The organism is Pseudomonas sp. BF-B-15 (genome assembly GCF_019946675.1).
GTDB lineage: Bacteria > Pseudomonadota > Gammaproteobacteria > Pseudomonadales > Pseudomonadaceae > Aquipseudomonas > Aquipseudomonas migulae.
The window spans coordinates 1-25,609 of record NZ_JAGYFZ010000090.1; the positions used below are offsets into that span (position 1 = coordinate 1).

Below are 25,609 nucleotides of genomic sequence, written 5' to 3' on the forward strand. Positions count from 1 at the left end.
AACAACTGACCCCCGTATTCCCGCTTTCCCCCGTATCCCTGTAGGAGCTGTCGAGCGCAGCGAGGTGGCGATCTTTCAGCCGTCACTCCCCTGTCCCCGCAAACCCCGCCACAATCTCATCGATCACCACCCGCACCCTCGCGGTATGCCGCAAGTCCTCGTGCGTCACCAGCCATATGTCGTACGGCACCGGCCGTGTGCGTTCCGGCCATAGCCTGACCAGCCCGTCGCGCTCCCCCATGTACACCGGAATTTCCCCGAGCCCTATCCCCGCGGCAATCGCCCGGCGCACCAGCAGACTGGAGCTCAGGCTCGAAACGATGCGCCCGCGCCCCAACGGTTCCGAGACCAGCGTGATGTCTTTGTTGTTCTGCAAATACGGCTGATACACCACCAGATCATGCCCCTCGAACGCCGAACCCGGCGCCGGCACACCGTGGGTGTCCACATACTCCCGGGAGGCAAACAGGCCCACCGGCCAACGCGCGATGCGTCGGGCGATCAGGTCCGGGTTGTCTGGCCGGGTGTTGCGCACGGCGATGTCGGCTTCGCGTTTCGACAGGCTCAGAATCTGCGTCGAGGCATCCAGTTGCACGCGCACGTCGGGGTGCTGTGCGTGCAAGCGGGCAATCGCCGGGATCAGGAAGTCGATGGCCATGGAGTCCGTGGTGCTGACCCGAACGATACCGGTCAGCCGGTCGTCGAGCCCTTGAATCTGGCGCTGCATCTCCAGTGCGGAGTGCTCCATTTTCTCCACGGCTTTCAACGCGGCTTCACCGACGGCTGTCAGCGCGTATCCCTCCGAAGTGCGCAGAAACAGCGTCGCACTCAAGGACTTCTCCAGTGCCGTGATCCGCCTCCCGACGGTGGCCTGATCGACCCCCAGCACCCGCGCCGCGCCACGTAACGTCGATTCCCGGCATACGGCCAAAAACACCCTGGCGTCATCCCAATTCATAGGTTTCTCCACTGCTGCATATACGCATCACCATAACGCAAAATCGCTGCGTTATTGCATCAATGAATCTGGATAAGCTGGGCACCATAGATAAACCTGGAGGACGGCTCCCATGCCCAGCACATCAACCACCCCGCGCAGCGCCATCTGGCTGCCGATTTTCGCCGGCCTCTGCGCCAGCCTGGTCAGTATCGGCCTGGCGCGGTTCGCCTACACGCCGTTGATTCCCTCATTGATCCAGGCGCACTGGTTTTCCGCCAGCGACGTGGTGTACCTCGGCGCCGCCAATCTGGTGGGTTATCTGATTGGCGCGCTGATCGGCCATCCGCTGGCCCGTCGGACCTCCAACAAAAGCGCCCTGCGCCTGATGATGCTGGCGGTGACGCTGTCGTTTTTCGCGTGTGGCTTCCCGTTGTCGGTGAGCTGGTTCTTCGGCTGGCGCTTGCTGTCGGGCGTCGCTGGCGGCGCGATCATGGTGTTGGTGGCCGCGACCGTGCTGCCGCATGTGCCGGCGTCCCGCCGAGGGCTGGCCAGTGGTGCGATTTTCCTGGGCATCGGTTTGGGTATCGCCGGCTCCGGGACGATTGTGCCGCCGCTGTTAAGCCTGGGTTTGCAGAACACCTGGTTCGGTCTCGGCGCGCTGGCATTGGCGCTGACCGTCGCCAGTTGGTTCGGTTGGCCGTCAGCCACGCACGCGGCCACCGCGGCACCGTCCGCTGAACCCTCGACGATGCCGACTGACCCGAACGTTTACCTGCTGTTCGCCCAATACGCGTTCATGGCTGCCGGGCTCGTGCCCGCCATGGTGTTCCTGGTGGATTACGTTGCCCGCGGGCTCGGGGCTGGGGCGCACATTGGCGCTCTTATCTGGGTGATGTACGGCCTCGGCGCGATTATCGGGCCGGTGAGTTACGGTTTTCTGGCTGACAAACTGGGCGCACGGCTGAGCATTCGCCTGGTGCTGGTGGTGCAGGCAGTTGCAGTCGGTTTACTGTCGATTTCAAGTACTTTCACTGCGCTGGCCTTGCTGGCGGTGATCCTCGGCTCGTTCCCGCCGGGTATCGTGCCGCTGGCATTGGCCCGGGTTCACGAACTGATCCCGAACCATCATCAACAGCAGATTGCCTGGAGTCGCGCCACCGTGTCGTTCGCCACGTTCCAGGCGATTGCCGGGTTTGCATACTCGGCGTTGTTCAACGCCAGCGGCGGGCATCATGCGCTGTTGTTCATCCTCGCAGCGGGCGCCATTGTCATAGCCCTGCTGCTGGAACAGGGCATGCGCTTGCTGAATCGTCGCGACCGGCGGCAACCTGTATTGAGCTGAGTCACCGACGGCTTGATGTGGTCCCACTTACTGAACATTTCCAGACAGGACACTCACATGAATCTGCCCCACACCATGACCCTGATCGAAATCACCGAACCCGGCGGCCCGGAGGTATTAAAGCCACGCCAGGCGTCAGTACCAACCCCGGGGCCGGGCGAAGTGCTGATTCGCGTACACGCTGCCGGGGTCAATCGCCCAGACGTGATTCAACGTGCCGGCAAGTACCCGATGAAACCCGGCATGAGCCCGATTCCGGGCCTGGAAGTGGCCGGTGAAGTGGTGGCGGTCGGTAAAGGTGTCAGCGAATTTATCGTCGGCGACAACGTCTGCGCGCTGACCAACGGCGGCGGTTACGCACAATACTGCGTCGCGCCGGCCGGCCAGACGCTGCCGATTCCTCAAGGCATGGATTGGGTGCACGCGGCGGCGGTCCCGGAAACCTTCTTCACCGTGTGGGCCAACCTGTTTGACATGGGCGGCGCTGCCAAAGGTCAGCGCGCATTGATCCATGGCGGCACCAGCGGCATCGGCACGACCGCCTTGATGCTGTGTCGCGAATTCGGCGTCAAGGCCTTCGCCACGGCGGGCAGTGAGGAAAAGTGCGCGGCGATCCGTGCGTTGGGCGCCGAAGCGATCAACTATCGCGATCAGGATTTCGCCCAGGTCATCCAGGAAAAAACCGCCGGCAAGGGCGTCAATGTCATCCTCGATATCATGGGCGGCTCGTACCTGAACTCGAACATCGCGGCACTGGGCATGGAAGGTCGACTGGTGATGCTGGGCTTTCTCGGCGGCGCCCACGCCAAGGACGTCGACCTGTTGGCGATCATGAGCAAACGCGCCATCGTGACGGGCTCGTTGCTGCGCCCACGCACCGTGGAAGAAAAAGCCTCGATTGCCGAGCAGTTGCGCGAATACGTGTGGCCGGTGCTCGCTGCCGGGCGTTGCCTGCCGATGATCGACAAGGTTTATCCGTTGGCCGAGGCGGCACAGGCGCATGCGCGGATGGAAGGTGGCGAACACATTGGCAAGATTGTGTTGCGGGTGGATTGATCTGCAATTGTGGCGCCCCCTCTGTAGGAGCAAGTTTGCTCGCGATAGCGGTGTGTCAGTCGACAGCATTGCTTAATGTGCCACCGTCATCGCGAGCAAGCTTGCTCCTACAAGGAGGGTTGGTGAACGGCTGTCGAAAATGTTCCCCCCGCCGACACGCTTCTGTTAAAAACCGGACTTCAGTTTTTTACCGACGGACCATCCGATGCCCTCCTCCCCGCTCACACGTCTGCGCCGACGCTGGCTGCCCTTGCTGTGCATGGCCGCGCTGATTGTCGGCCTGCCGGTGAGTTGCGGCGTGCTTGAGCACACCGAGCGCGAGCTGCTGTTTCGTATCGAACCGGGCACGGCGGGCTGGTATCGCGGTTTGCCGAAGGACGTTCAAGAATTCGACATCCAGCCCGCCAGTTTCAAGGATGGGCAAAACCTGCATGCCTGGTGGTGGCCGGCGGCTCGTCGTGATGCGCCTTCGATCCTCTATTTGCACGGTGTGCGCTGGAACCTCACCGGCCAGGCGTTTCGCATCGAACAATTGCGCGCCATGGGCTATTCCGTCCTGGCGATCGACTACCGCGGGTTTGGTCAGAGCAAAGGCGATCTGCCGTCGGAAGCCAGTGTGTATGAAGACGCGCGAGCTGCCTGGGAACGCTTCACAACGATGCAACCGGACGCCAGCAAGCGCCTGATCTATGGCCATTCCCTCGGTGGCGCGGTAGCCATCGACCTCGCGTCAGACCTGGCCGCACAGGCGAAAAAGAACCATGCCGCGGTCCCGGTGCGCGGTCTGGTGATCGAGTCCACGTTCACGTCACTGGGCGATGCCGTGGCCCAAGTGGCCGAAAGTAACCTGCCGGTGAAATGGCTGCCGGTGCGCTGGCTGCTGTCGCAGAAATTCGATTCCATCGACAAGATCGTCGACATCGACATGCCGCTGCTGGTCGTGCATGGCCTGGCTGATACATTCATGCCGTCGCGCTTCAGCCAGCAGTTGTTCAACGCCGCCAGCGAGCCCAAGCGCCTGTTGTTGGTGCCGGGCGGTACGCACAACAACAGCATGAGCCTGGGCGGCACCCAGTATCGCCAGGCACTTGAGGGCCTGATGAAAGCAAAACCGCCGCAGATGGCCGGGCCGGCACTGGCTCGCGGTTCTCAGGACTCCTGACGTTTAGCGATAACCTCGCGCCTGCAAGTTGAACAATTGCGCGTAACGCCCTCCGGCGGCCACCAGACTGGCGTGATCGCCGCGTTCAAGGATCGCCCCCTGATCCAGCACGATGATGTGGTCGGCATTGCGCACGCTGGAAAAACGGTGGGAAATCAACAGCGTCATGCGGCCTTCGGTGTGCTCGCTGAAATGCTCGAACACCGCCGCTTCCGCTGCCGGGTCGAGGGCTGAGGTCGGCTCATCCAGAATCAGGATATCGGCGTCACGGCGCATGTAGGCACGGGACAAGGCAATCTTCTGCCATTGTCCGCCAGACAGTTCCTGGCCGCCGGCAAACCAGCGGCCCAATTGCGTCGCATAGCCGCGATCCAGACGCTCAATGAAAGGCGCGGCCATGCCCTCGGCGGCAGCGGCTTGCCAGCGCTGCTCATCGTTGAACGCCAGGGTGTCGCCGACACCGATGTTCTCGCCCACGGAGAACTGGTAGCGAATATAGTCCTGGAAAATCACGCCGATACGCCGGCGCAGCGCATCTTCGTCCCACGCCTGCAAGTCACTGCCGTCCAGCAGGATGCGCCCCTGGTCGGGACGGTACAGGCGGGTCAGCAGCTTGATCAGCGTGGTCTTGCCCGAACCGTTCTCCCCCACCAGCGCCACGCTGTGCCCCGGCACGAGGTGCAGATCAATGCCCTCCAGCGCCGCGCGGCTCGCGCCCGGATAGCTGAACCCGACGTTTTCGAAACGCAGACCATCGCCGGGCAGCGCGCCTACGGTCAGGCTGCCGGAGTCGGCCACCACGGGTTCAGCCAGGTATTCATAGAGGCTGGACAGATACAGTCCATCTTCGTAAAGACCACTGATGGCGCTCAAGCTGCTGCTCACTGCGGTCTGCCCCTGCTTGAACAGCACCAGGTACATGGTCATCTGGCCGAGGGTGATGCTGCCGTGGACGGTGTCGACCACCACCCACGCGTAGGCCAGATAAAACGCCCCCGTGCCCAGTAACCCCAGGACAAAACCCCAGCCATCGCGGCGCAGGGTCAGCCGACGGTCTTCAGCGTAAAGGCGCGCGAACGTATCGCGATAACGCTTCAACAGCAGTGGCGCGAAGCCGAACAGCTTGACCTCTTTGATGTAGCCCTCGTGGGAGAGCAGCGTCTCGATGTAGTTCTGCTGTCGACTCTCCGGCGCACGACGGGTAAACAGCCTGAAGGCGTCCCCGGAAAAATGTGCTTCGGCAAAAAATACCGGTAACGCCCCCACCACCAACAACACCAGCGCCCACGGCGAAAAATGCACCAGCAACACGCCGAAGCTGATCAGTACGATCAGGTTCTGGATCAGCCCCAACGACTTCATCACCAGCGCCAACGGCCGGGTCGACGCCTCGCGCCGGACCCGCACCAGCTTGTCGTAGAACTCGGAATTCTCGAACTGCACCAACGACAACGTCTGGGCTTTCTCCAGAATCATTGTGTTGACCTTCTGCCCCAACTGCACTCGCAACAGCGATTGCTGAACCGACAGCGCCCGCTGGGTCCCGGACAGCAACGCGAGCACACCGGCCTCAAACAGCACGTAACGCACCACCGGCCACAACGGCGCACTGCCCTGCTGCGCGTGCAGTTGCATGGCGAAAACCACCGCGTCGACGATGCGTTGGCCCAGCCAGGCAGCCAATGCCGGGAGTACGCCTGCGATCAGGGTCGCCAGCACCAGGCCCAGAAACAACCCGCGAGAAGTAGCCCAGACAAGGAGCAAGGCGCGTCTGGCCTGATCGAGCAATGAGGTGACACGGGAAAGGGCCGCTGGCATGTTTATCGGTTGCGCTTGCGCGGTCTCTCGACTTCTCTTCTTGAAGGTGGAGGCCCGATTGGAATCACCAGCCCGGGGGGAGGAGGACCACCATTTTCCCATTCTTCCATTAACCGCCTCAGTTCAGGCGGCATTACGGTCGGCATCTTGCACGTCATTTGATCACCCTATTGTTTTTGCGAACTCGACCCACTGTACTTTTGAAGCATCAATAACAATAACCTTGGCCCTGACAGGCAACGGATTGTCGTGGTTATCAATCCAGCGAGGAAACTCGAGAACAAACTGTCCGTTTGCAGGCTCCGATGGCCATTCGCTTGGCCAACCAAACAGACGCTTCCCTCCGATCAAATGCAGTATTACGAATCCCTGCCTCGATAAAAAAGCACTGTACCACTCGCTGGGGAACGAATTTTTGGTGGTGACTTTCAGCTTCCTGAGTAACGCATGAAGCTTGTCGCTGTTCGCGATGTGGCACGAAAGAACCCCCATCACCACCGCAATAACTGCTGACCATAAAGCCTCCGATTTCTTGTCCCACACGCCGACTGAGAAAAACCGCTCTCCCGTCAATAGCAACACCCCCTCCAAACCGACTACCAGCGACTGAATCACAAACGTGAAAATCAACGCCTGGACTATCTGCCCAAAGGTATCGGGTCGCTTGAACGCCGTGAGCGAGTAAAAGATCCAGGTTGCTAAAAACCCCGGGAGCAAATACTGCAGTAGCGGAATGACTTCCTTGACCAAGCTATCCATGCCATTTCCAATCCATTGAAAAATTCGACTCGGAGCAAATAAATACAGCACCTCTACAGCCTGTGTCATCCACTGCTGAAGCGCTGTCGTCACAAGAGATTTCGGGACTACAGGCGGGACTACAAGCGAAAAATCCTCCTACATTCAACAAGGAAAAACTGGACAAAAACTCAATCCAGATCCGACGTTACGTGCTCCAAAAACCGCGCTCGATAACGCCCCGGACTCTCCCCCGTCCACTTCTTGAACGCCCGGTGAAATGCACTTGGTTCTTGAAAGCCCAATTGCTCGGCAATGTCACCGATGCTGGCCTTACTCTGCCGCAATTGCTCAAACGCAACCCCGCGCCGCACCTCGTCCTTGATCTCTTGATACGAACACCCTTCCCGCTCCAGCTTGCGGCGAAAGGTACTGGGGCTCAGGTGTTGTTCCAGAGCAAAGGCCTGCAAGGTCGGCCATTGGCTGTAGTGACTGTTGCGCAAACGCTGGTGGACTTGCGACGCGAGCCCATGCTGGTTGCGGAAGCGAATCACCAGCCATTGCGGCGCGGTACGCAGAAACACTTTCAGCGAAGCCAGGTCCTGGACCACCGGCAAGCGCAGGTAGTGGCTGGCGAATTCGATTTCGGTGCGCTCGGCGCCGAAGGTCAGGTTAGGCCCCCAGAGCAAACGGTCATCGCTGAGGGACACGCGCTTATGGCGGAAGTCCGCGCGGTCGATGGGAATACGCCGACCACCCAGCCAGCACATCAGGCTGATCATCAGCACCAGAAAAGTTTCTTCGCCAAAACGCGCAACATCATCGTTTTTCGCGCAGGTATCCAGGCTGATGACCGCACGTTTGCCGCGCACCGTCAGCGTGCCGCGAAAATCGCGAAGGAACAGGGCAAAGTTGTTCAGGCACTGGCGCATGGCTTTGTGCAGGTCGGGTTCCTGAATCAGGGCCCGGCAAATCAGGGCGAAGCTGCCCGGCGGCATGCCGTGGGAGTCGAGCCGGAAGAACTCGTCATCGAACTCGCGGATCTGGATCAACCAGAGTGCAGCAAACGCACTGGCCGGCACCCGCGACACGGGCTGTTCGATCAACGCCGGGTCGATACCTGCCTGTTCCAGCGCAGCCCGCCGCCGCTGCGGATTGTCCCCCAGCCCATGGATCATCGCCTGCACAAAGTAGGCGGCCACCGAATCCTTTTCCCGCATCTGAACGCTTCGCTCCCCATCACCCGAATGGCAAAAAACACCAGCACCGTTGAACAGTTCCGGCATAGGACAACCGCCCCGCCGGTTCTAGACTCGCGGCCAATAGTACGCCTTCGGCCGCTGTGGCGGCCAAGGTATCGCGGGGTTTGACCGGAAGGACGTGTACATGAATCTGCAAAACATTGGCGTGATCGGCGCAGGCACCATGGGCAACGGCATTGCACAAGTCTGCGCCCAGGCAGGGTTCAACGTGACCTTGATCGATATCTCCGAGAGCGCCCTGCAAAAGGCTGTTGCGACCGTCGGCAAAAACCTCGATCGGCAAGTTGCCAAGGACACGCTGACAGAAGCTCAAAAGCTCGCCGCCCTCGACAAGATCCGCACCAGCACCGACTACAGCAGCTTGCACAACGTGCAACTGGTGATCGAAGCCGCCACCGAAAACCTCGACCTGAAACTGCGCGTGCTGCAACAAATCGCCGCGCAGGTCAGCGCCGAATGTGTGATCGCCTCCAATACGTCGTCGCTGTCGATTACCCAACTTGCCGCCAGCGTCAGCCAGCCCGAGCGCTTCATCGGCCTGCACTTCTTCAATCCGGTGCCGGTGATGGGCCTGATCGAAGTGATTCGCGGCCTGCAAACCAGCGACGCAACCCACGCCCTGGCGCTGGACATGGCAACCACCCTGGGCAAAACCGCGATCACCGCCGGTAACCGTCCGGGCTTTGTGGTCAACCGGATTCTGGTGCCGATGATCAACGAAGCAATCCTGGTGTTTCAGGAAGGCCTGGCCAGCGCCGAAGACATCGACGCCGGGATGCGCCTGGGCTGCAACCAGCCCATCGGCCCGCTGGCACTGGCCGACCTGATCGGCCTGGACACCGTGCTGGCGATTCTTGAAGCCTTCTACGACGGTTTCAACGACAGCAAATACCGCCCTGCACCACTGCTCAAGGAAATGGTTGCCGCCGGTTATCTGGGACGCAAGACGGGGCGTGGCTTCCATGCCTATGCCTGAGCGTTGCTCACGTTTCGCCGAGTACCGCGACAAGGTGCTGGAGCTGTTTGCCAGCAAGGGTTTCGGTCAGGTCGGCATGCGTGAGCTCGCGACGTGCCTGGGGCTTTCCCCGGGTTCGTTGTATCACCATTACCCCAGCAAACAGCACTTGCTGCTCGACCTGATCGAGGAGTTCTACGAAGAGCTGTTGGCAACCCTGGGGCGCATCGAGCAAAAGTCTCCGGCCAAGCGCGACAGGCTCAACAGCCTGATCCGCGCGCATTTGAATCTGCATCAGGAAATGCCCTGGCATTTTCGTCTGGTGGAACGCGACAGCGGCTGCCTGAATGACGAACAGCAGGCGCGCGTTCGGCAGTTGCGCGAACAGTACGAACGCACATTGCTGCTGATGCTCGGGACCAAACCCCGCCTCAGTGAACAGGCGCAACAGGCCGCCGGACATGCCATCGCCAATCTGCTGAACAGCGCGCCCTGCTGGCTGGCGCATCATCTGCTGGATGAACCTGAGCGTAATGAACTGCTGGAAAACCTCGTGGCTGGGGCCATTGAGCGCTTGCTGCGGCCCTCGGTGCCACGCGCAGCGGCCTGAGAAACCAGACTGGTTTCAGTGGATCGAGCGAGCCACCGATGCAAAGCGTAAACCCACGCCGCATAATGGCTCGCTCTCAAACACAAAAAGGACTTCGTGTGTTATCCCGCCCCCGCACCCTCTGGTCATGGCTCTACTACCCCCTGAGCTGTATCGCCGTCTTCGTACTGATTCTGCACATCGCCGCCTTTGACTGGTTGCTGATAACGCCCATCGATGTCGGCGGCACTTTTATGGGGGGAGGCATGGCAACCCAGCTTTATCTGATGGGCTGGGGCGCTGCCAGCGTCGGCCTGCTGCTTGCCGTTGTGTGTCGTTTGCCCGGATCAATCTACGGCTGGATCAGCGCCGGACTTTTGCCCGTGGGCATTGGCGCCTGGTGGCAACTGAACTATCCGGCAAACGCCGACCAAATGATTTTGAGTACCAGCCGACAGGAGATCGGCGTGGCCATGCTGTTCGGCGCAGTGTTGCTGTGCAGCGGCCTGTATGCCCGCTCGAGGATCAAAAGCCGCGCCTCAAAAACATCGCCGTCACGCTCGGCAATGTCAGGGCGAATGGCCGTGGCGACCACGCTGCTCATCTTGTTTGTCGGTGTGCCCATGGCCATTTTCAAGCAACAATCGTTACCGAACTGCGCCTTCAACAAGGCCGGTCAACAGTTGACGGTCTGCCTGGGCGAAGACGATGTCCCGGTGGTCGTGGATTGAGCGATAACCCGCACCGTTTCAATAGAAAAAACATCTAAACGATTTTTGCCAATCACCACCTCTAAGGCTTTGCTAATGCCGTTGTAGGAGCGTGCGGTCTGGATAAACGCGGCGTTCTGGAAACCATCGCGAGCAGGCTCGCTCCTACAGGAAAACCCACCTCCGTCTGTTGGCAACGGGAGCAAACAATGAAAATCAATCCCTACCTCATCTTCAACGGCGACTGTAAAGCCGCGTTCACTTTCTATGCCCAGGCCCTTCAAGGCCAGCTCGACGTCATGATGACCTTCGGTGAAAGCCCGGCGCGCGAGCACTTTGCGGCGGACCTGCACAACCTGATCATTCATACCCGCCTGTCGGTGGGCGATCAGGCGATCATGGGGTCGGACACCACACCTGATCGCCCCACAGATGACATGGCCGGTTGTTCGGTCTCGCTGAACGTCGACAGCATTGCCGAGGCGGAACGGGTCTTCAACGCATTGGCGGAAGACGGCAGCGTGCAAATGCCCCTGGAAGCGACCTTCTGGGCCGCACGTTTCGGGATGCTGGTCGACCGGTTTGGTGTGTCGTGGATGGTCAATTGCGAAAAGGATCAGTGACTTTACCGGCAAGCAAACGCCCAACCTGAAAAGGCTGGGCGTTCTGGACACTCCCGGACCGTCTGCTACCGTCAACAGGCCACCCCGCCTCGCAGCAGAACCTTCGGAGGAAACCCACCATGCCTGCCCATGACGCGCCCTGGTCCACCCGTTTGAAAATATCGCTGCTGGCGACAGCGCTCGCCGGAACCCTGCTGGGTTTGAGTGGTTGCGCCACGGTCGATGCCCAGACCACTGCTTATGTGGGTGTCGAACATCCCGCGCGGACGATGGCCAGTGAAGTCGTGGTGTTGCGTACCGAACCCCTTCGCCCGCACATTCGATTGGGTGAAGTGCTGATCGATGCCAGCGTTGATCCCGCCCCCCCGATCACCCAGGTAGAAGGAAAACTTCGGGACGAGTCAGCCAAGCTCGGTGGCGATGCCGTGGTGGTGGTCTACGACCATATCCAACCGATGGGCGCTTATGTCAACGGGCCGCTGTGGGCTCGCGATGTAAGAACCATTGAGGGACGCAAACTCAAAGGGATCGTGATCAAGTATCGGTAGCGGCCGCGCCTAACCCTTCACGCACACCACCTGACGCAAGGTATGCAGCACTTCCACCAGCTCGCGTTGGGCGTGCATCACGCGGTCGATGTCTTTGTAGGCCATCGGTATTTCATCGATCACCGCCGCATCCTTGCGGCACTCGACGTGGGCGGTGGCGCGGATCTGATCTTCGACGGTGAACAGGCTTTTCGCTTTGGTACGGCTCATGGTGCGGCCAGCACCGTGGCTACAGGAGCAGAACGATTGCTCGTTGCCGAGCCCGCGAACGATGAAGCTTTTCGCGCCCATCGATCCCGGAATGATCCCCAGCTCCCCCTTCTGCGCCGACACCGCGCCTTTGCGGGTGACCAGGATTTCCTGACCAAAATGCCGCTCTTTCTGCACGTAGTTGTGGTGGCAGTTCACCGCCTCCAGGGCGACGTCGAACGGCTTGCCGATCACTTTCCGTGCCGCCTGAATCACCGATTGCATCATCAACGCACGGTTCTGCCTGGCGAAATCCTGGGCCCAACCGACGGCTTCAACGTAATCATCAAAATGCCGGCTGCCTTCTTCGAAGTAAGCCAGGTCACGGTCCGGCAAATTGGCGATGTGCTGGCGCATGTCGGCCTGGGCCAGTTGAATGAACAAGCAGCCAATGGCGTTGCCAACCCCGCGTGAGCCGCTGTGCAGCATGAACCAGACCCGATTGGCCTCATCCAGGCACACCTCAATGAAGTGGTTGCCGCTGCCCAACGTGCCCAAGTGCCCTCGATTGTTGGTGCTGGCGAGTTTCGGGTACTTGTCGGTAATCGCCTTGAACCGTGGGTTCAAGGCAGACCAGGCATGATCGGCCTGTTTCGGAACGCTGTCCCAGGCACCTTTGTCCCGCACCCCACGACCAACGGTGCGCCCATGGGGCACCGCTTTCTCTATCGCGCAACGCAAGCCATGTAGGTTGTCCGGTAAATCAGCGGCGGTCAGCGACGTGCACGCGGCGATCATGCCGCAGCCAATATCCACCCCGACTGCGGCGGGGATGATCGCGCCCACGGTAGGAATCACACTGCCGATGGTCGAGCCCTTGCCCAGGTGCACGTCGGGCATCACCGCCAAGTGCTTGAAGATGAACGGCATCTTCGCGGTGTTGATCAATTGCTGCCTGGCTTCGTTTTCTACCGGAACGCCTTCGGTCCAGAGCTTGATCGGTTTGCCGTTGGCGACTTCCAGCAGTTGATAGGTACGGTCTTGCATGATTCGGTTCTTTCCGGTGGCCGATGATCCGGCGCTGTGCTGAAGACTCAGCCGTGCGCTGAGTCTTCATGATATCGCAGCGAAACCACGTTGCAGATCCTCAATCAACGCCTCGACATCCTCCAGCCCGATGTGCAAGCGCAGCACCGGATTCAATGAACGGTCCGCCGCACTCTGGCGATCCTGGGTGTCGGCCACGGTGATCAGACTTTCGAAACCACCCCAGGAAGCGCCCAATCCGAACAGCTGTAACGCGTCAATGAAGCGCTCGACATAAGCGGCGTCCGCCTCGTTCAGTTCAAAGGACAACAAGCCGTTGCTGCCCTTGAAGTCCCGTTGCCACAAGGTGTGGCCAGGGTGGTCGGGCAAGGCCGGATGGAACACCCGTTTCACCTGCGGTTGCGCTTGCAGCCAATGGGCGATTTCCAGCGCCTGGCGCTCATGCACCTCCAGTCTCGGTGCCAGGGTTCGTGCGCCGCGCAATACCAGATAAGCGTCATCCGGGCTGACGGTGACGCCAAAGGTGTCGCTCATGGATGCCAGCGGTTGCCAGACTTCTTCGCGGACGCAGACGCTGCCCATGACCACATCACTGTGACCACACAGGTACTTGGTCAGCGCCATGATCGAGATGTCCGCGCCGAGGGTCAGCGGTCGGTACAGGTAACCCGAGCCCCAGGTGTTGTCGACGGCCAGCAGAATGCCTCGCGGTTTGCACAGGGCGGCGATGGCCGGCAGGTCGCAGAGTTCGTACAGCAAGGAGCCCGGGACTTCGGTGTAGACCATTTTGGTGTTGGCTTGCAGTTGCGCCTGCAAGTCGCTGCCGTCGGGGACGAAGTAGCCGACCTGGATGCCGAACGGTTCAAGAAATTCCCGGGCCAGACGCCGCACCGGTGCGTACACCGCATCGGTGATCAGCACATGATCGCCGGGGCGCAGGTAGGCCAGAAACGTCTGCGCGACCGCCGCCAGCCCGGTGCCGAACAGTCGCGTGCGATAACCGCCTTCCAGTTCGGTGACCAGATCTTCGAGGGCGAACGCGGTTGGATTGCCGCGCGCGCCGTAACTCAACACCCGCTCGGTGTCACGGCGGGCACGGGCGTCACGCATTTGCGCGAGGTTGTCGAACAGCACTGTGCTCAGACGGGTGACCGGCACGTTGACCGAACGACCGCCACTGCCCTGCTCCGTGCGTGCCGAATGGACCAGGCGTGTGCGTACCCGCGCGTCCTCGGTGGCGTGAGGTTGCAGCGGTTTGAGACTGGCGATCTCATCGTCACTCATCTGCGCCAGCAAGCCGATTTCCCAGGCCAGGTACTGCCGCGCCGCGTCCTTGTTGCCGGAGTGCCGATCATGGGTGAAGAACAGGAAATCGATGCACTGTTCATTGGCCGGTGTGTCCGGACTTTCCTGCACGGTGAAACCGGCCGCACGCCAGGCAGCGAGTCCGCCTTCCAGCAGTCGCAGCTGTGCGCGCTGGGTTTCCGGCAGTTCCTGCGCCGCGAATGTGGCCAGCAATGGATCATCGGCCACCAAGACCAATGGCCGGTGCTCACCGGCTACGTGCGTCGCGAGCAGCGAACGAATCGACCAGCGAGAGCCGGCAATATGGCCCTTGCGAAAGGTCATGCTCGGGCGCAAATCGATCAGCGCGACGGCGTCGTCCTTCAACGCGTCGGACAGTGCCTGCACCGAGATCGATGGCAACGCCTCATGGGCGGCAACTTCAGTCTTGGGCAACGCCAGACCGCTGCTCACGCCACCTTCCAGCACATACGCCTCATGCCCCAACTGGCGCAGCCAGCTCGCGACAATCGGCGCACGCACACCATCGCTGTCGATCAGCACCAACCGCGCCTGACGCACGCCGACATACAGGTCGGTGGATTGAATCAACTGCCCGCCCGGCGTGTGTTGTGAACCGGGCAGACTGCCAGCGGCAAACTCCTCGGCAGTGCGCACGTCGCACAGAAACAGACTGCGCCCCGCCTCTTCGGACCACTGCTCGACCTGTGCTGCCGTAACCGTTTTCACCCCGGCCCGTTCCGCCAGCCCGGCAGCGGCCAGGCGTTGCGCAGCCAATGGCGCAACGGATACCGCATCGGCATAACGACGGCTGCTGCCGTGCTCCAGCTGAAAATCTTCCAGATACCAGCCCTGAGTACCGTTCTCCAACGCGTAGACCGGATTCTTCAAGCCCAGGTTGATCAGCGTTTGCGCGCCGATAATGCTGCGGGTCCGGCCGGCGCAATTGACCACGATTGGCGTGGTGTCATCCGGCACCAGATCATGGATGCGATAACCCAGCTCACCGTTCGGGCAGCACACGGAACCGGGAATGGTCATCTTGCGGTATTCATCGAACGGCCGGCCGTCCAGCACCACCAACGGTTCGCCACGGGTTTGCCATTCGGCCAACTGCTGCGCGGTGACATGCGGCGTGTGGCTGGCCTCCTCCACCAATTCGCCGAACGCCTTGGACGGCACATGCACGCCGGCAAACAGCTGATAACCGGCAGCCTGCCAGCCATCGGCACCACCCTCGAGAACGTGCACGCGCTCATACCCCAACGCCTGAAGACGCTGGGCAGAACGCGTAGCGACATCGCCGCCACTCTGGTCATAGATCACCAGCCGCACCTGAAGGTTCGGCGCCAGCCGCCGAGCCTCCAGTTCCAGTCGGCTGTAGGGCAGATTGACCCCGAAAAACAGATGGGCCTCGCCATACTGGCCGTGTTCGCGCACATCAAACAGGGCGATTTCCTGCCCGTCGAACAGCCACTGTTGCAATTGCCCTGGGGTTACGGTCTGGCTCATGGAAGTCCCGCTTGAAAAAGAAATTATTGAAGCGCCAGAGAGCGCTCATTGGCCGCCACGTCGCGGCCCTTCGCATACGCACGCTGAATCGCCGGCCGTGCCTTGAGGCGTTCGCGCCAGGCGTGGATGTGCGGGAAGTCCGCCAGGTCCTGGCCCTGACGTTTCGGCTGGATCCACGGGAAAATCGCCATGTCGGCAATGGAGTACTCGCCCGCCACATACGGCACGTCAGCCAGGCGCGTTTCCAGCACCCGATACAACCGCGTCGCTTCGGCATTGAGCAGGTCGAGGGCGAACGGAATCGGCTGCGGCGCCTTCTCCTTGAACACCTGCAACTGACTCAGGTACGGCGTGATATGCCCCACCTGCCAAAACAGCCACTCCTGGACTTTCTGCCGCTCGACACTGCCGGCCGGCGGCAGAAAACGCCCGGCCTTATCGGCCAGGTAATTGAGAATGGCGCCGGATTCGAACAGGTTCAGCGGCTCGCTCAAACCCTCGGGTGCATGGTCGACAATCGCCGGGATCCGCCCATTGGCGCTGATCCGCTGGAACGCCGCCTGCTTCTGCTCGCCCTCGCGGATGTTGATCGGCACCACCCGGTAATCCAGCCCGAGTTCTTCGAGCAGGATGCCGATCTTCAAGCCGTTGCCGGTCGGCCAGTAGTACAAATCGATCATGCGTAGGCCTTGATCGACGGCGCCATTTGCGAGGCGTTGTAATTGAGAATGCGCCCGTCCGCTTCGACGCCATAACGGCCGTTGAGCGACTCCAGCGGCAAGCCGTAGAGATGGAAATGCAAGGTCGCACTCTCGCCTTCAACGCGAATGCCGTGCAGGTCTTCACCGAGAAACGAAATCGACGTGCCGGGTTGCACGATCACTTCCTTTTGCAGATGCAAAGTGGTGAAACCTGGCTCGCGGCCTTCGTCATCACGACCATAGACGTAGTTGATCTCCTGGCCTTCGACGGCGCTGATGATCGCCCAGGTTTCGTGGTTGTGCGGGAGCGTGCTTTTGCCCGGCAACAACGAGTTCAGGTACAGCGTCGGCGTGTCGCCGTCGTCATTCAGACGATAGCGAAACGCGGTGCTGCCCTGCCCCGGCACTGGCGCGGGAAACGCGTCGGAATTGAACAGATCGCGGCGCTCGGCCAGGGCTTCGAGCAGGGAGACGATCTCCACCAGCGCGGCGCGGTCGACGCCACGTTGGTTGATGACGCGGATTTTCTTCAGGAAATCCTCGATGACGGCGGCACGGTTTTCGGTACTCATGGACAGGCTCCTCGGTATTAGACGGACAGGCTGTAGCGACCCAGGTTGGTCAGCAGATACGGATCGTTGGCAACGGCGGGACGGCGTCCCGGATCACCCAAGGCATGGCGCAGGAATTCCTGGGTACGCTCGCTGCTCGGGTGCTGGAAAATCTGTGCGGCGCTGCCGTGCTCGACGATCACGCCGTTTTCGGTGAAGTAGACGATGTCGCTGATCTCTTCAGCGAAGCGCATTTCATGGGTGACCAGCACGCAGGTCATGCCCTCTTCGGTCAGCTCACGAATCACCGTCAGCACTTCGCCGACGGTTTCCGGGTCAAGGGCCGAGGTCACTTCATCGAACAGGATCAATTCCGGGCGCATCGCCAGCGCCCGGGCAATCGCCACACGTTGTTGCTGGCCGCCGGACAGTTGCCCCGGATAGGCATCGGCCTTGTGCTCCATGCGCACTTTCGCCAGCAAGGCACGCGCTTCTTTTTCGGCCTCGATGCGGCTGCGCCCCAACACCTTGCGCGGCGCAATCACCAGGTTCTCCAGCACCGACAAATGCGGGAACAGGTTGTACTGCTGAAAGACAAACCCCACGCGCTTGCGCAACTCGATGCGCTGGGCTTCCTGCGCCAGCGTGTGTACCTCGGTGGTGCCGACGCGGATGCTGCCGCGCTGGGGCTGCAACAACCCGGTGATGCAGCGCAGGATGGTCGATTTGCCGGAACCGGACGGGCCGATAATCGACACCGCCTGCCCACGATGAACGTCGAGGTCGATGCCTTTGAGCACCGGGTTGCTGGCGAACGACAGGTGCAAATCGCGCAGGCTGACCAGAGGCTCGGCGACGGTTTCAGTAGAAGGCATAACGTCGCTCCAGGCGTTGGGTGAGACGGGAAATCGGGTAGCAATAAGCGAAGAACAGCACCAGCAGGCTCAGGTAAATCACCACGGTGAAGCCGGTCATGTTTACGGTGTTGCTGGCGATCTGGGCGGTGTCGATCACGTCATGCACACCCACCAGCGAGGCCAGCGCCGTGCCCATGGTGATCACCGCATACAGGTTCATCCACGGCGGCAACATGCGTTTGAAGCACTGCGGCAGGATGATCGAACGGAAAATCTGCCCACGCGTGAACGCCAGCGAACGGGCCGCTTCCCACTGCGTACTCGGGATCGAAGCGATGGCGCCACGGAAGATTTCCGCGACGTTGGCACTTGCCGGCAAGGCCAGGCCAATGGTCACCTTGACCCAGTCGGGGAACGAGATGTAGGCGCTGCCGATCTTGATCTCGAACGGGAATACATAGGTGGTGAAATAGATCAGCACCAGCCACGGCGCATTGCGGAAAATCTGCACCCAGATCCGCGCGGGCAAGCGCAGCAGACGCAGTGGCGACAACGCCAGTGCGCCCACCAGCAACCCCATCACCGACCCCAGCGCGATGGCGACCAGACTGATCAGAATGTTTTGCCCGAAGCCCACGGCCAGGGCTGGCGACCATTGCAGCAGCGCCTTGAGCACCGGGCTTTGCGGGGCCAACCACAGCAACCCGAGCACAACGCAGATCAGCAGCAACAATTTGCCGACGTGCCGCCGCGGCCAGGTCACCGGCGCGGTGACGGACGATTCAATGGCCATAGCCGGGCATCCTCAGGCGCGCTTCCAGGTAGCGCCCCACACAATTGACGATAAAACTCAGCAGACCGAAAAAGCTCAGAATCAGGATCATCAGTTCCAGCACGTTATCGCTCTGGGTCCAGATCATGATCGACGCGTAGGTGATATCGCCCACGGCAATCGCCGAGGCGACGGCGGTCATTTTCACCAGGTCGATCAGGTTGTTGATCAGCGATGGCAAGGCGAAGCGCAAGGCCAGCGGCAGCTGCACGTTCCACAACAACTGCCGAGCGTTGAACGCCAGGGAACTGGCCGCTTCCAGCGTCACGCCCGGCACCGCCTCGATGCCGGCGCGCAAGGCCTCGGCATGGAATGCGCCCTTGTGCAGCGAGATCACGATCACCACCCAGGCGAACGGCGTCAGCGGGTTCGCCGCGCCGACGGCCTGGGTCAGCAACATGTTCAGCACCAGGAAGGCGCAATACAGTTGCACCAGCGTCGGCGTGTTGCGGGTGACTTCGACGAACACCCGCGCCGGTTTCGCCAGCCACGGCTTGCCCGACGTCAGCATCGCCGCCAATCCCACGCCGGCGAGCAAACTGCCGACGATGGTGAACAGGCACAACAGCACCGTGGTCAGCGCACCCTGCACCAGGGTGCCGCGTTGGTAGGCGTCCAGCAGAAAGCTGTAGTTCAGACCGAACCCGGCGCTCCAGTGGACGAAAAGCTCCAGCCAGTGACTCATGCCGTACCCCGCAGTTGCGCGCAGGCCCGGGCAATGCGGCGTCCGGCTTCAGCCACGCTGTCGGTCGCGGTGGCGATGGACAGGCGGAACCACGGCGACAGGCCATAGGCACTGCCCGCCACCCCGGCCACGCCCTCCTCCAGCAAATACTCGACGACATCGGCATCGCTGTTCAGACGCACGCCGTCAGGACGATAACGCCCCAGCAAACCGGCGCAGCGCACAAACACAAAGAAGCCGCCCTGAGGCTCAAGCACTTCGAGACCGTCTACGTCGCGCAACGTGCTCACCAACACATCTCTTCTCAGTTGATAAGCCGCAACGTGCTCGGGCAGGAAATCCAGCCCTCCGTCAAAGGCCGCCAATGAAGCCGCTTGCCCCACCGAGGAAGCCCCGGAAGTCGATTGCGACTGCACGACCGCCATTGCGCTGGTCAACAGTTGTGGCCCGGCACCGAAACCGATGCGCCAACCTGTCATCGCGTAGGTCTTGGACACACCGCCGACCAGCAGGCAGCGCGCTTGCAGATCCGGCGCGACATTGAGCAGGCTCTGCGGCGGCTGACCGTCGAAACGAATGTGCTCATAGAGTTCATCCAGCAGGATCAACACCTGCGGATGACGGCGCAGCACCTCGGCGAGCGCCTGCAACTCGGCTGCGCTGTAGACCGCGCCGCTGGGATTGCCAGGGCCGTTGAGGATCAACCAGCGCGTGCGCTCGCCGATGTGTTGCTCCAGTTGCGCGGCTGTCAGCTTGCAGCCCTGCTCCAGCCCGCATTCGATAAATACCGGCTCGCCACCGTTGAAACGTACGCTGTCCGGAAACGACGGCCAGTACGGCGTGGGCACCAGCACTTCATCGCCCTCGTCGAGGGTCGCGGCAAAGGCGTTGAAGATGATTTGCTTGGCACCGTTGGCAATCACGATGGAGGGCAGTGAATACTCCAGGGCGTTTTCGCGCTGGAGCTTGCGTTGCACGGCAAGTCGCAAAGCCTTCACGCCCGGCGTCGGCGTGTACTTGGTGGCACCGGCGGCGATGGCGACATACGCCGCCTGCTTGATGTGTTCAGGCGTGTCGAAATCCGGCTCGCCGGTGGTCAGGTCGAGAATGTCACGACCGACTTCGCGCAATTCGGTAGCACGGGACTTGGCGGCGGCGTTGGCCGACAAGGACACACGCTGCACACGCCTGGAAAGTCTTAGTGTCATGGCTGGGCAACCTCCACGACCTTGCCCGGATTGAGCAGGTTTTTCGGGTCCAGCGCTTGCTTGATGCGCCGCATCAGATCCAGCTCCACCGGGCTTTTGTAGCGATCCAGCAGGCCCAGCTTGCGTTGGCCGATGCCGTGTTCGGCGCTGATCGAGCCGCCGTGGGCATGGGCGCTGTCGTGAACCAGCAGGCTGAGCGCCGCGTAGTTCGCCATGTGGGCATCCACCGTCGAATCCAGCGGATGAGCGACGTTGTAATGCAGGTTGCCGTCGCCCAGATGGCCGAAGGTGAAATGCCGGACACCGGGAAAGTGCGCCTGCAACAGCGCATCGGTGTGGCTGACGAACGCCACGACCTGGGAAATCGGCACCGAGATGTCGTGCTTCATGTTGCGGCCGGCACGTTTCTGCGCCTCGCTCATGTTTTCGCGCAACAGCCACAGCGCTTCGCTTTGTGCGAGGCTTTCGGCGATCAACGCATTGGCCAGCAAATCCTTTTCGAACGCATCGCCGAGCACCACTTCAAAGGCGTCGCGGGCGTGAGCTTCGCTGTGGTTATCCGAGAGTTCCAGCAACGCGAACCAGGGTTGGCTGACACCGATAAAAGGTTGCGGCCCCTCGGGAAATTGCTCGCGCAGCAGCGCCAGGCAATCGGCACTGAGCAGTTCGAAAGCGGTGAGGCTGGCGCCAAACCCGGCGCGGGCATGGGACAGGAATTGCACCGCTTGCGCCAGCGAGTCGAAGGCCAGCAACGCCGTGGCTTGCGCCTTGGGCAGCGGGAACAGTTTCAGCGTGGCGGCAGTGATAATGCCGAGGGTGCCTTCGCTGCCGATATACAGATCGCGCAGGTCATAACCGGTGTTGTCCTTGCGCAGACCGCGCAAGCCATTCCAGATTTCACCCTCGGCGGTCACCACTTCCAGTCCCAGCGTCAGTTCGCGGGTATTGCCATAGCGCAACACGGCGGTGCCGCCGGCGTTGGTGCCGAGGTTACCGCCAATCGTGCAACTGCCTTCGGCGCCCAGACTCAGAGGAAACAAGCGACCGGCCTCACGGGCGACGTCCTGCACGTTTTGCAGAATGCAGCCGGCTTCGACGGTCAGCGTGTCGTTGTCGGTGTCTACGGCGCGCACCCGGTTCAAGCGATCCAGTAACAGCAACACCGCACGGCCGCTGGCGTCCGGGGTGGCGCCGCCCATCAGCCCGGTGTTGCCGCCCTGCACCACCACGGGCGTATCGGCGGCCACGCAGGCGCGGACCACTGCCGCGACCTCTTCGGTATTGGCCGGGTGCACCGCGGCAATGACCTGGCCGACGTAACGGCCCTGTTTATCGGTCAAGTACGGCGCGGCCTCTTCGCTGCTCTGCACATGGCTGGCGCCGAGCAGTTGCTGCAAGTCTGCGAACAGACTCACGGAAGCACCGCCAGCGGCGCGGCATTGCGATATTTTTCGTGCAAGTCACGCAGGGCCTGAGACGGCGCCATGCCCGTGCGCTCGCCCAGCTCGATCAACCAGCCGCTGCGGTGCCAGTCGCGCACGATGGCATCGAGTTTCGCCTGGGTATCGTGCTCGCCTTTACGCAACCAGATCACCGAGTTGGAGGGGATCAAATCACCCGGCAGCGGGATTTCATAACCGGCCCACTCGGCATCGCTCAACAACGCATGCATGGTCGGGCTGACATGCACCGCCGCCACGCAGCCATTGCCGCGCAGCGACAACAACGACTCGGACTGGCTGCGGAACGCCTTGATCTCGGCGCCGTAGGTTTCCTGCAACGGCTTGATGAAGTTGCTGCCCTGGGACACGCACACCGGCTTGCCCTTGAGGTCGGCCCATTGGGTAATGCCCGAGCCTTTGCGAATCAACGCCGCGCCGCCCACCTCTTCATAAGGCGTGGGCACGTAATCGAGGATCTCGGCGCGCTCGTCGGTGAACTGCATGTTGGCGATCAGGATGTCGACCTTGCCCTGTTGCAAAAACTGCACGCGATTCGGCGCCAGGACCGAGACGGTGTTGGCTTCGACACCCAAGGCCTTGGCAACGCCTTTGGCCAGTTCGACGTTGTAGCCCAGGTGCTCGCCCGTCTTCGGGTCGATGGTGCCGAACGGCGGCCCGCTGAGAATCACCCCGACACTGATGGCGTGGCGCTGCTCGATCTTGTCCAGCGTGGCATCGGCTTGAGCCAGGCTCGTGCCCAACACGACAGCGCCGGCCAGGCACAGCGAGGACAGGTTTTTTACGGAAAAATAGCGATTCATGCGCGACTACCTTGAACAGCCGTCGCGCAATGCGCCGGCGTAGTGAAGACGATGAGGAGAATCAGGCGCCGTTGGCCTGAAACTTCTTTTGCAACTCGACCAGCGCCGGTGACGCGGGCGTGATGTGGTTGCGGGTCTGCGCCTCGATCAGCCAGCCGCTGCGGTGCAGTTCCTTGACGATCGGATCGAGCCTGGCCTGGGTGTCGCTTTCACCGCGACGGGTCCAGATCACCGAAGGCGCCGGGTTCAGTTCCGGGGAGATCGCCCGGTAGTCTTTCCATTCGGCACTGTCGGCGATCAATGGATTGACCAGCGTGGCGTCGTGCACGGCGGCGACGCAGTTATTGCCGCGCAACGCCAGCAAGGATTCCGACGAGCTCTTGAAGGCTTTGATCTCGACGCCCAACTCGGTGAGCGGCTTGACGTAGCTGCTGCCTTGCGAGGTGCAGACCGGCTGCCCCTTGAGGTCTTCCCAACGGCTGATCTTGCTGTCCTTGAGCACCGCCGCGGTGCCGCCGACCCGGTAAAACGGCGTCGGCACAAAACCGAGAATCTCGCCGCGTTCCGCCGTCCATTCCATGTTGGCGATCAGCAAATCGACTTTGCCCTGCTGCAAAAACTGCACGCGGTTGGCCGGCAAGACAGGCACCAGTTCTACTTCAGCGCCCAACTGGCGACCCAGTTCCTGAGCGAGTTCGACGTTCAAGCCGCGCGGCTTCTGGGTAGCCGGATCAATCCCGCCAAACGGGCCTCCCGACAACAGCACGCCGACCGCCAGCGCATGACGCTGCTCGATCTTGTCCAGCGTCGCGTCAGCCTGGGCAGCCGTGCTGGCGGCCAGTGAGACCAGGGCGCCCAACATCACAGGCAATATTCGTTTTACAGGTGTGCGCTCGAACAGCATGGTTTTTCCCCCTCATGGATGATCGGCGTCCCCCGACCTGATGTGGGGGATCCTAGGTACAGCGTTGGTGTAACGGAAATTCAAATATCTAATATCGTTATAACTTGGCGTTTAGCGCTGAAAGGCAGAATGGCCACAACCCCTGAATTTGTTGCTTAAAACCCCATTCACACTGAATAACTCAGAAAAAACACATAACGATTCTTAATGCTTATGTTTAAACTCGTGATGTAAAAACAGCCCTGGAAACGCCCATGTCGACCCTGCCCACGCTTGATCTCGAATTGCTGCGCACTTTCATCGCGGTGGTGGATCACCACAGTTTTGCCGAGGCCGGCGCACAACTGGACCGCACGCAATCGTCGGTCACCCAACACATGCAACGCCTGGAGCAACAGGTCGGGGTGAATCTGTTCGAGAAACGCGGGCGGCAAAAACAACTGACGGAAGCCGGGCTGCAGTTGCTGCGCCACGCACGGCAAATGCTCTCGCTCAACGACGAAGCCTTGAGTTCCCTGCGTGAAAGCAGCTTGAGCGGCGTGTTGCGCATCGGCTCGCCCCATGACATCGCTGACACGATCCTGCCGCCGATCCTCAGCCACATCGCTCGCTCGGCACCGCGCTTGCGTCTGGAAATCGACGTCGGTCGCAGCCCGTTCCTGATGGAAGACCTGCACCGGGGCAAGGTCGACATGGTGATTTCCACTCGCGAAGACCCGAACCTCGAAGGCTTTGCCTTGCGCACCTCGCCGGTGTGGTGGATTTGCTCGGCGCAATACCTGCACAACCCCGGCGAACCCTTGCCGCTGATTCTCGTGGATGAGCCAAGCATCTATCGGCGCTATGCGCTGGAAGCGCTGGAACGCGCGAACATTCCCTGGCGGCAGGCGTACCTGGCGTCGAACCTGATCGGCATTAAAGCGGCGACGCGCGCGGGACTGGGGGTCACCCCCCGAAGCATGGAAATGCTCGGCCCGGACATGCGTGTGCTGGGTGAAAATGATGGATTGCCGCGACTGCCGGACGTCACTTACTACCTGTGGATCCGGCCTAACACCGCCAACCTGATCGCGCGCAAGGCCTATGACCTGATCCGCGCGAGCCAGGGCCTGTCGTTTTCTTGAACGTCGATTCAGAGCTTGGCAATCGAGACCTCGGTGGATTTGACGAAGGCGATGACTTCGCTGCCCACCCTCAATTCGAGGTCGCGCACCGAGCGGGTGGTGATCACCGAAGTGACGATCCCGGAAGCGGTTTGCACATCGATTTCCGAGACCACTTCGCCTTCGACGATTTCCTTGATGACACCCTTGAACTGGTTGCGAACGTTGATCGCTTTGATGGTCATGATGCGGCTTCCTGTGTGATGTCGAACGCATCCGAACGGATGTGCAGGCGCCCAAAGTGCACCTCCCGGAACGACATTAAAAGGAATATATAATTATCTATTTATATCCTTTAGAAATATAAGACCTCGCCCGTATTTGCAGCGCACGCCAACCCTGTAGGAGCCAGCTTGCTGGCGATGGCGATCTGGCGGACGCCATCGCCGGCAAGCCTGGCTCCTACAAAATCGCGGGGGGATTCGGGATTCGGGGTTCTCGGCAAACCTGTAGGAGCCCGGCTTGCTGGCGATGGCGGTCTTGCGGGCGCTATCGCCAGCAAGCCGGCTCCTACGGATCGGGGGTGTGTTCGGGATTGGAGGTTCTCGCCACACCTGTAGGAGCCCGGCTTGCTGGCGATGGCGATCTGGCGGACGCCTTCGCCGGCAAGCCTGGCTCCTACAAAATCGCGGGGGGATTCGGGTGTGGG

Annotated in this window: 25 protein-coding genes; 9 read left to right on the plus strand and 16 right to left on the minus strand. The window is 61.1% G+C overall.

Annotation, left to right across the window (positions count from 1 at the left end):
* Positions 1 to 82: 82 nt before the first annotated feature.
* On the minus strand, positions 83 to 958 hold the full coding sequence (locus tag KGA97_RS23280; protein WP_223413862.1) for a LysR family transcriptional regulator: 876 nt from the start codon (positions 956 to 958) through the stop codon (positions 83 to 85).
* A 112-nt stretch (positions 959 to 1,070) separates the two neighbouring features.
* On the opposite strand from KGA97_RS23280, the gene KGA97_RS23285 reads away from it, so the two are divergent.
* The 3 genes from KGA97_RS23285 to KGA97_RS23295 all read left to right on the plus strand — a co-directional run bounded on the left by KGA97_RS23285 (position 1,071) and on the right by KGA97_RS23295 (position 4,500).
* Complete coding sequence (locus KGA97_RS23285; protein WP_223481587.1) at positions 1,071 to 2,282, plus strand: YbfB/YjiJ family MFS transporter; 1,212 nt, start codon at positions 1,071 to 1,073, stop codon at positions 2,280 to 2,282.
* 57 nt (positions 2,283 to 2,339) lie between these two features.
* The gene (locus tag KGA97_RS23290) at positions 2,340 to 3,338 is read left to right on the plus strand and encodes an NAD(P)H-quinone oxidoreductase (protein WP_223481588.1); all 999 of its coding nucleotides are present in this window, start codon (positions 2,340 to 2,342) and stop codon (positions 3,336 to 3,338) included.
* 205 nt (positions 3,339 to 3,543) lie between these two features.
* The gene (locus tag KGA97_RS23295) at positions 3,544 to 4,500 is read left to right on the plus strand and encodes an alpha/beta hydrolase (RefSeq protein ID WP_223481589.1); all 957 of its coding nucleotides are present in this window, start codon (positions 3,544 to 3,546) and stop codon (positions 4,498 to 4,500) included.
* 3 nt (positions 4,501 to 4,503) lie between these two features.
* Here KGA97_RS23295 and KGA97_RS23300 read toward each other — a convergent pair whose 3' ends face one another.
* The 3 genes from KGA97_RS23300 to KGA97_RS23310 all read right to left on the minus strand — a co-directional run bounded on the left by KGA97_RS23300 (position 4,504) and on the right by KGA97_RS23310 (position 8,276).
* Positions 4,504 to 6,318, minus strand: coding sequence for an ABC transporter ATP-binding protein (locus KGA97_RS23300; RefSeq protein WP_008041165.1), 1,815 nt, complete (start codon positions 6,316 to 6,318; stop codon positions 4,504 to 4,506).
* Positions 6,319 to 6,480: 162 nt separating this feature from the next.
* Positions 6,481 to 7,077 (minus strand): DUF6338 family protein, encoded by a 597-nt coding sequence (locus KGA97_RS23305; protein ID WP_008032855.1) that lies wholly within the window; start codon positions 7,075 to 7,077, stop codon positions 6,481 to 6,483.
* Between the two features lie 170 nt (positions 7,078 to 7,247).
* Positions 7,248 to 8,276, minus strand: a complete 1,029-nt coding sequence (locus KGA97_RS23310) for an AraC family transcriptional regulator (protein ID WP_223481590.1) — start codon at positions 8,274 to 8,276, stop codon at positions 7,248 to 7,250.
* Positions 8,277 to 8,442: 166 nt separating this feature from the next.
* On the opposite strand from KGA97_RS23310, the gene KGA97_RS23315 reads away from it, so the two are divergent.
* The 5 genes from KGA97_RS23315 (at position 8,443) to KGA97_RS23335 (ending at position 11,743) form a co-directional block, all read left to right on the plus strand.
* Positions 8,443 to 9,294, plus strand: a complete 852-nt coding sequence (locus tag KGA97_RS23315; protein WP_008032849.1) for a 3-hydroxybutyryl-CoA dehydrogenase — start codon at positions 8,443 to 8,445, stop codon at positions 9,292 to 9,294.
* Positions 9,281 to 9,883 carry a TetR/AcrR family transcriptional regulator gene (locus tag KGA97_RS23320; RefSeq protein ID WP_008032848.1) on the plus strand — a complete coding sequence of 201 codons (603 nt, stop codon included), beginning with the start codon at positions 9,281 to 9,283 and terminating at the stop codon, positions 9,881 to 9,883. The genes KGA97_RS23315 and KGA97_RS23320 overlap by 14 nt, the downstream gene beginning before the upstream one ends.
* 38 nt (positions 9,884 to 9,921) lie before the next feature.
* Positions 9,922 to 10,593 (plus strand): hypothetical protein, encoded by a 672-nt coding sequence (locus KGA97_RS23325; protein ID WP_223481591.1) that lies wholly within the window; start codon positions 9,922 to 9,924, stop codon positions 10,591 to 10,593.
* Positions 10,594 to 10,781: 188 nt separating this feature from the next.
* A complete protein-coding gene (locus KGA97_RS23330) occupies positions 10,782 to 11,195 on the plus strand; it encodes a VOC family protein (RefSeq protein ID WP_008032844.1) in 414 nt (137 codons plus the stop codon).
* Positions 11,196 to 11,314: 119 nt separating this feature from the next.
* Positions 11,315 to 11,743: a hypothetical protein gene (locus KGA97_RS23335; RefSeq protein WP_223481592.1), complete on the plus strand. Its 429-nt coding sequence runs from the start codon at positions 11,315 to 11,317 to the stop codon at positions 11,741 to 11,743.
* A 9-nt stretch (positions 11,744 to 11,752) separates the two neighbouring features.
* On the opposite strand, the gene KGA97_RS23340 is transcribed toward KGA97_RS23335, so the two are convergent.
* The 11 genes from KGA97_RS23340 to KGA97_RS23390 all read right to left on the minus strand — a co-directional run bounded on the left by KGA97_RS23340 (position 11,753) and on the right by KGA97_RS23390 (position 23,797).
* Positions 11,753 to 12,979 carry an RtcB family protein gene (locus tag KGA97_RS23340; RefSeq protein WP_207286374.1) on the minus strand — a complete coding sequence of 409 codons (1,227 nt, stop codon included), beginning with the start codon at positions 12,977 to 12,979 and terminating at the stop codon, positions 11,753 to 11,755.
* Between the two features lie 66 nt (positions 12,980 to 13,045).
* Positions 13,046 to 15,796, minus strand: a complete 2,751-nt coding sequence (gene metC / locus KGA97_RS23345; protein WP_223481593.1) for a cystathionine beta-lyase — start codon at positions 15,794 to 15,796, stop codon at positions 13,046 to 13,048.
* 23 nt (positions 15,797 to 15,819) lie between these two features.
* On the minus strand, positions 15,820 to 16,476 hold the full coding sequence (locus KGA97_RS23350; RefSeq protein ID WP_223481594.1) for a glutathione S-transferase N-terminal domain-containing protein: 657 nt from the start codon (positions 16,474 to 16,476) through the stop codon (positions 15,820 to 15,822).
* Positions 16,473 to 17,069, minus strand: a complete 597-nt coding sequence (locus KGA97_RS23355) for a cysteine dioxygenase (RefSeq protein ID WP_223481595.1) — start codon at positions 17,067 to 17,069, stop codon at positions 16,473 to 16,475. Before KGA97_RS23355 ends, KGA97_RS23350 begins: the two co-directional genes overlap by 4 nt.
* Positions 17,070 to 17,086: 17 nt before the next feature.
* Positions 17,087 to 17,923 (minus strand): amino acid ABC transporter ATP-binding protein, encoded by an 837-nt coding sequence (locus KGA97_RS23360; protein ID WP_008041176.1) that lies wholly within the window; start codon positions 17,921 to 17,923, stop codon positions 17,087 to 17,089.
* Complete coding sequence (locus KGA97_RS23365) at positions 17,910 to 18,698, minus strand: amino acid ABC transporter permease (RefSeq protein WP_223481596.1); 789 nt, start codon at positions 18,696 to 18,698, stop codon at positions 17,910 to 17,912. Before KGA97_RS23365 ends, KGA97_RS23360 begins: the two co-directional genes overlap by 14 nt.
* Positions 18,688 to 19,422, minus strand: coding sequence for an amino acid ABC transporter permease (locus tag KGA97_RS23370; protein ID WP_008032829.1), 735 nt, complete (start codon positions 19,420 to 19,422; stop codon positions 18,688 to 18,690). The genes KGA97_RS23365 and KGA97_RS23370 overlap by 11 nt, the downstream gene beginning before the upstream one ends.
* Positions 19,419 to 20,630 (minus strand): aminotransferase class I/II-fold pyridoxal phosphate-dependent enzyme, encoded by a 1,212-nt coding sequence (locus KGA97_RS23375; RefSeq protein ID WP_223481597.1) that lies wholly within the window; start codon positions 20,628 to 20,630, stop codon positions 19,419 to 19,421. The genes KGA97_RS23370 and KGA97_RS23375 overlap by 4 nt, the downstream gene beginning before the upstream one ends.
* Positions 20,627 to 22,045, minus strand: coding sequence for an FAD-binding oxidoreductase (locus KGA97_RS23380; protein WP_223481598.1), 1,419 nt, complete (start codon positions 22,043 to 22,045; stop codon positions 20,627 to 20,629). Before KGA97_RS23380 ends, KGA97_RS23375 begins: the two co-directional genes overlap by 4 nt.
* The gene (locus KGA97_RS23385) at positions 22,042 to 22,893 is read right to left on the minus strand and encodes a transporter substrate-binding domain-containing protein (protein ID WP_192226508.1); all 852 of its coding nucleotides are present in this window, start codon (positions 22,891 to 22,893) and stop codon (positions 22,042 to 22,044) included. The genes KGA97_RS23380 and KGA97_RS23385 overlap by 4 nt, the downstream gene beginning before the upstream one ends.
* 61 nt (positions 22,894 to 22,954) lie before the next feature.
* A complete protein-coding gene (locus KGA97_RS23390) occupies positions 22,955 to 23,797 on the minus strand; it encodes a transporter substrate-binding domain-containing protein (protein ID WP_008041181.1) in 843 nt (280 codons plus the stop codon).
* A 254-nt stretch (positions 23,798 to 24,051) separates the two neighbouring features.
* Between KGA97_RS23390 and KGA97_RS23395 the strand changes: the two genes are divergently transcribed.
* On the plus strand, positions 24,052 to 24,921 hold the full coding sequence (locus KGA97_RS23395) for a LysR substrate-binding domain-containing protein (RefSeq protein ID WP_008032824.1): 870 nt from the start codon (positions 24,052 to 24,054) through the stop codon (positions 24,919 to 24,921).
* Between the two features lie 8 nt (positions 24,922 to 24,929).
* Here KGA97_RS23395 and KGA97_RS23400 read toward each other — a convergent pair whose 3' ends face one another.
* Positions 24,930 to 25,145: a molybdopterin-binding protein gene (locus tag KGA97_RS23400; RefSeq protein WP_008032823.1), complete on the minus strand. Its 216-nt coding sequence runs from the start codon at positions 25,143 to 25,145 to the stop codon at positions 24,930 to 24,932.
* Positions 25,146 to 25,609: the final 464 nt, after the last annotated feature.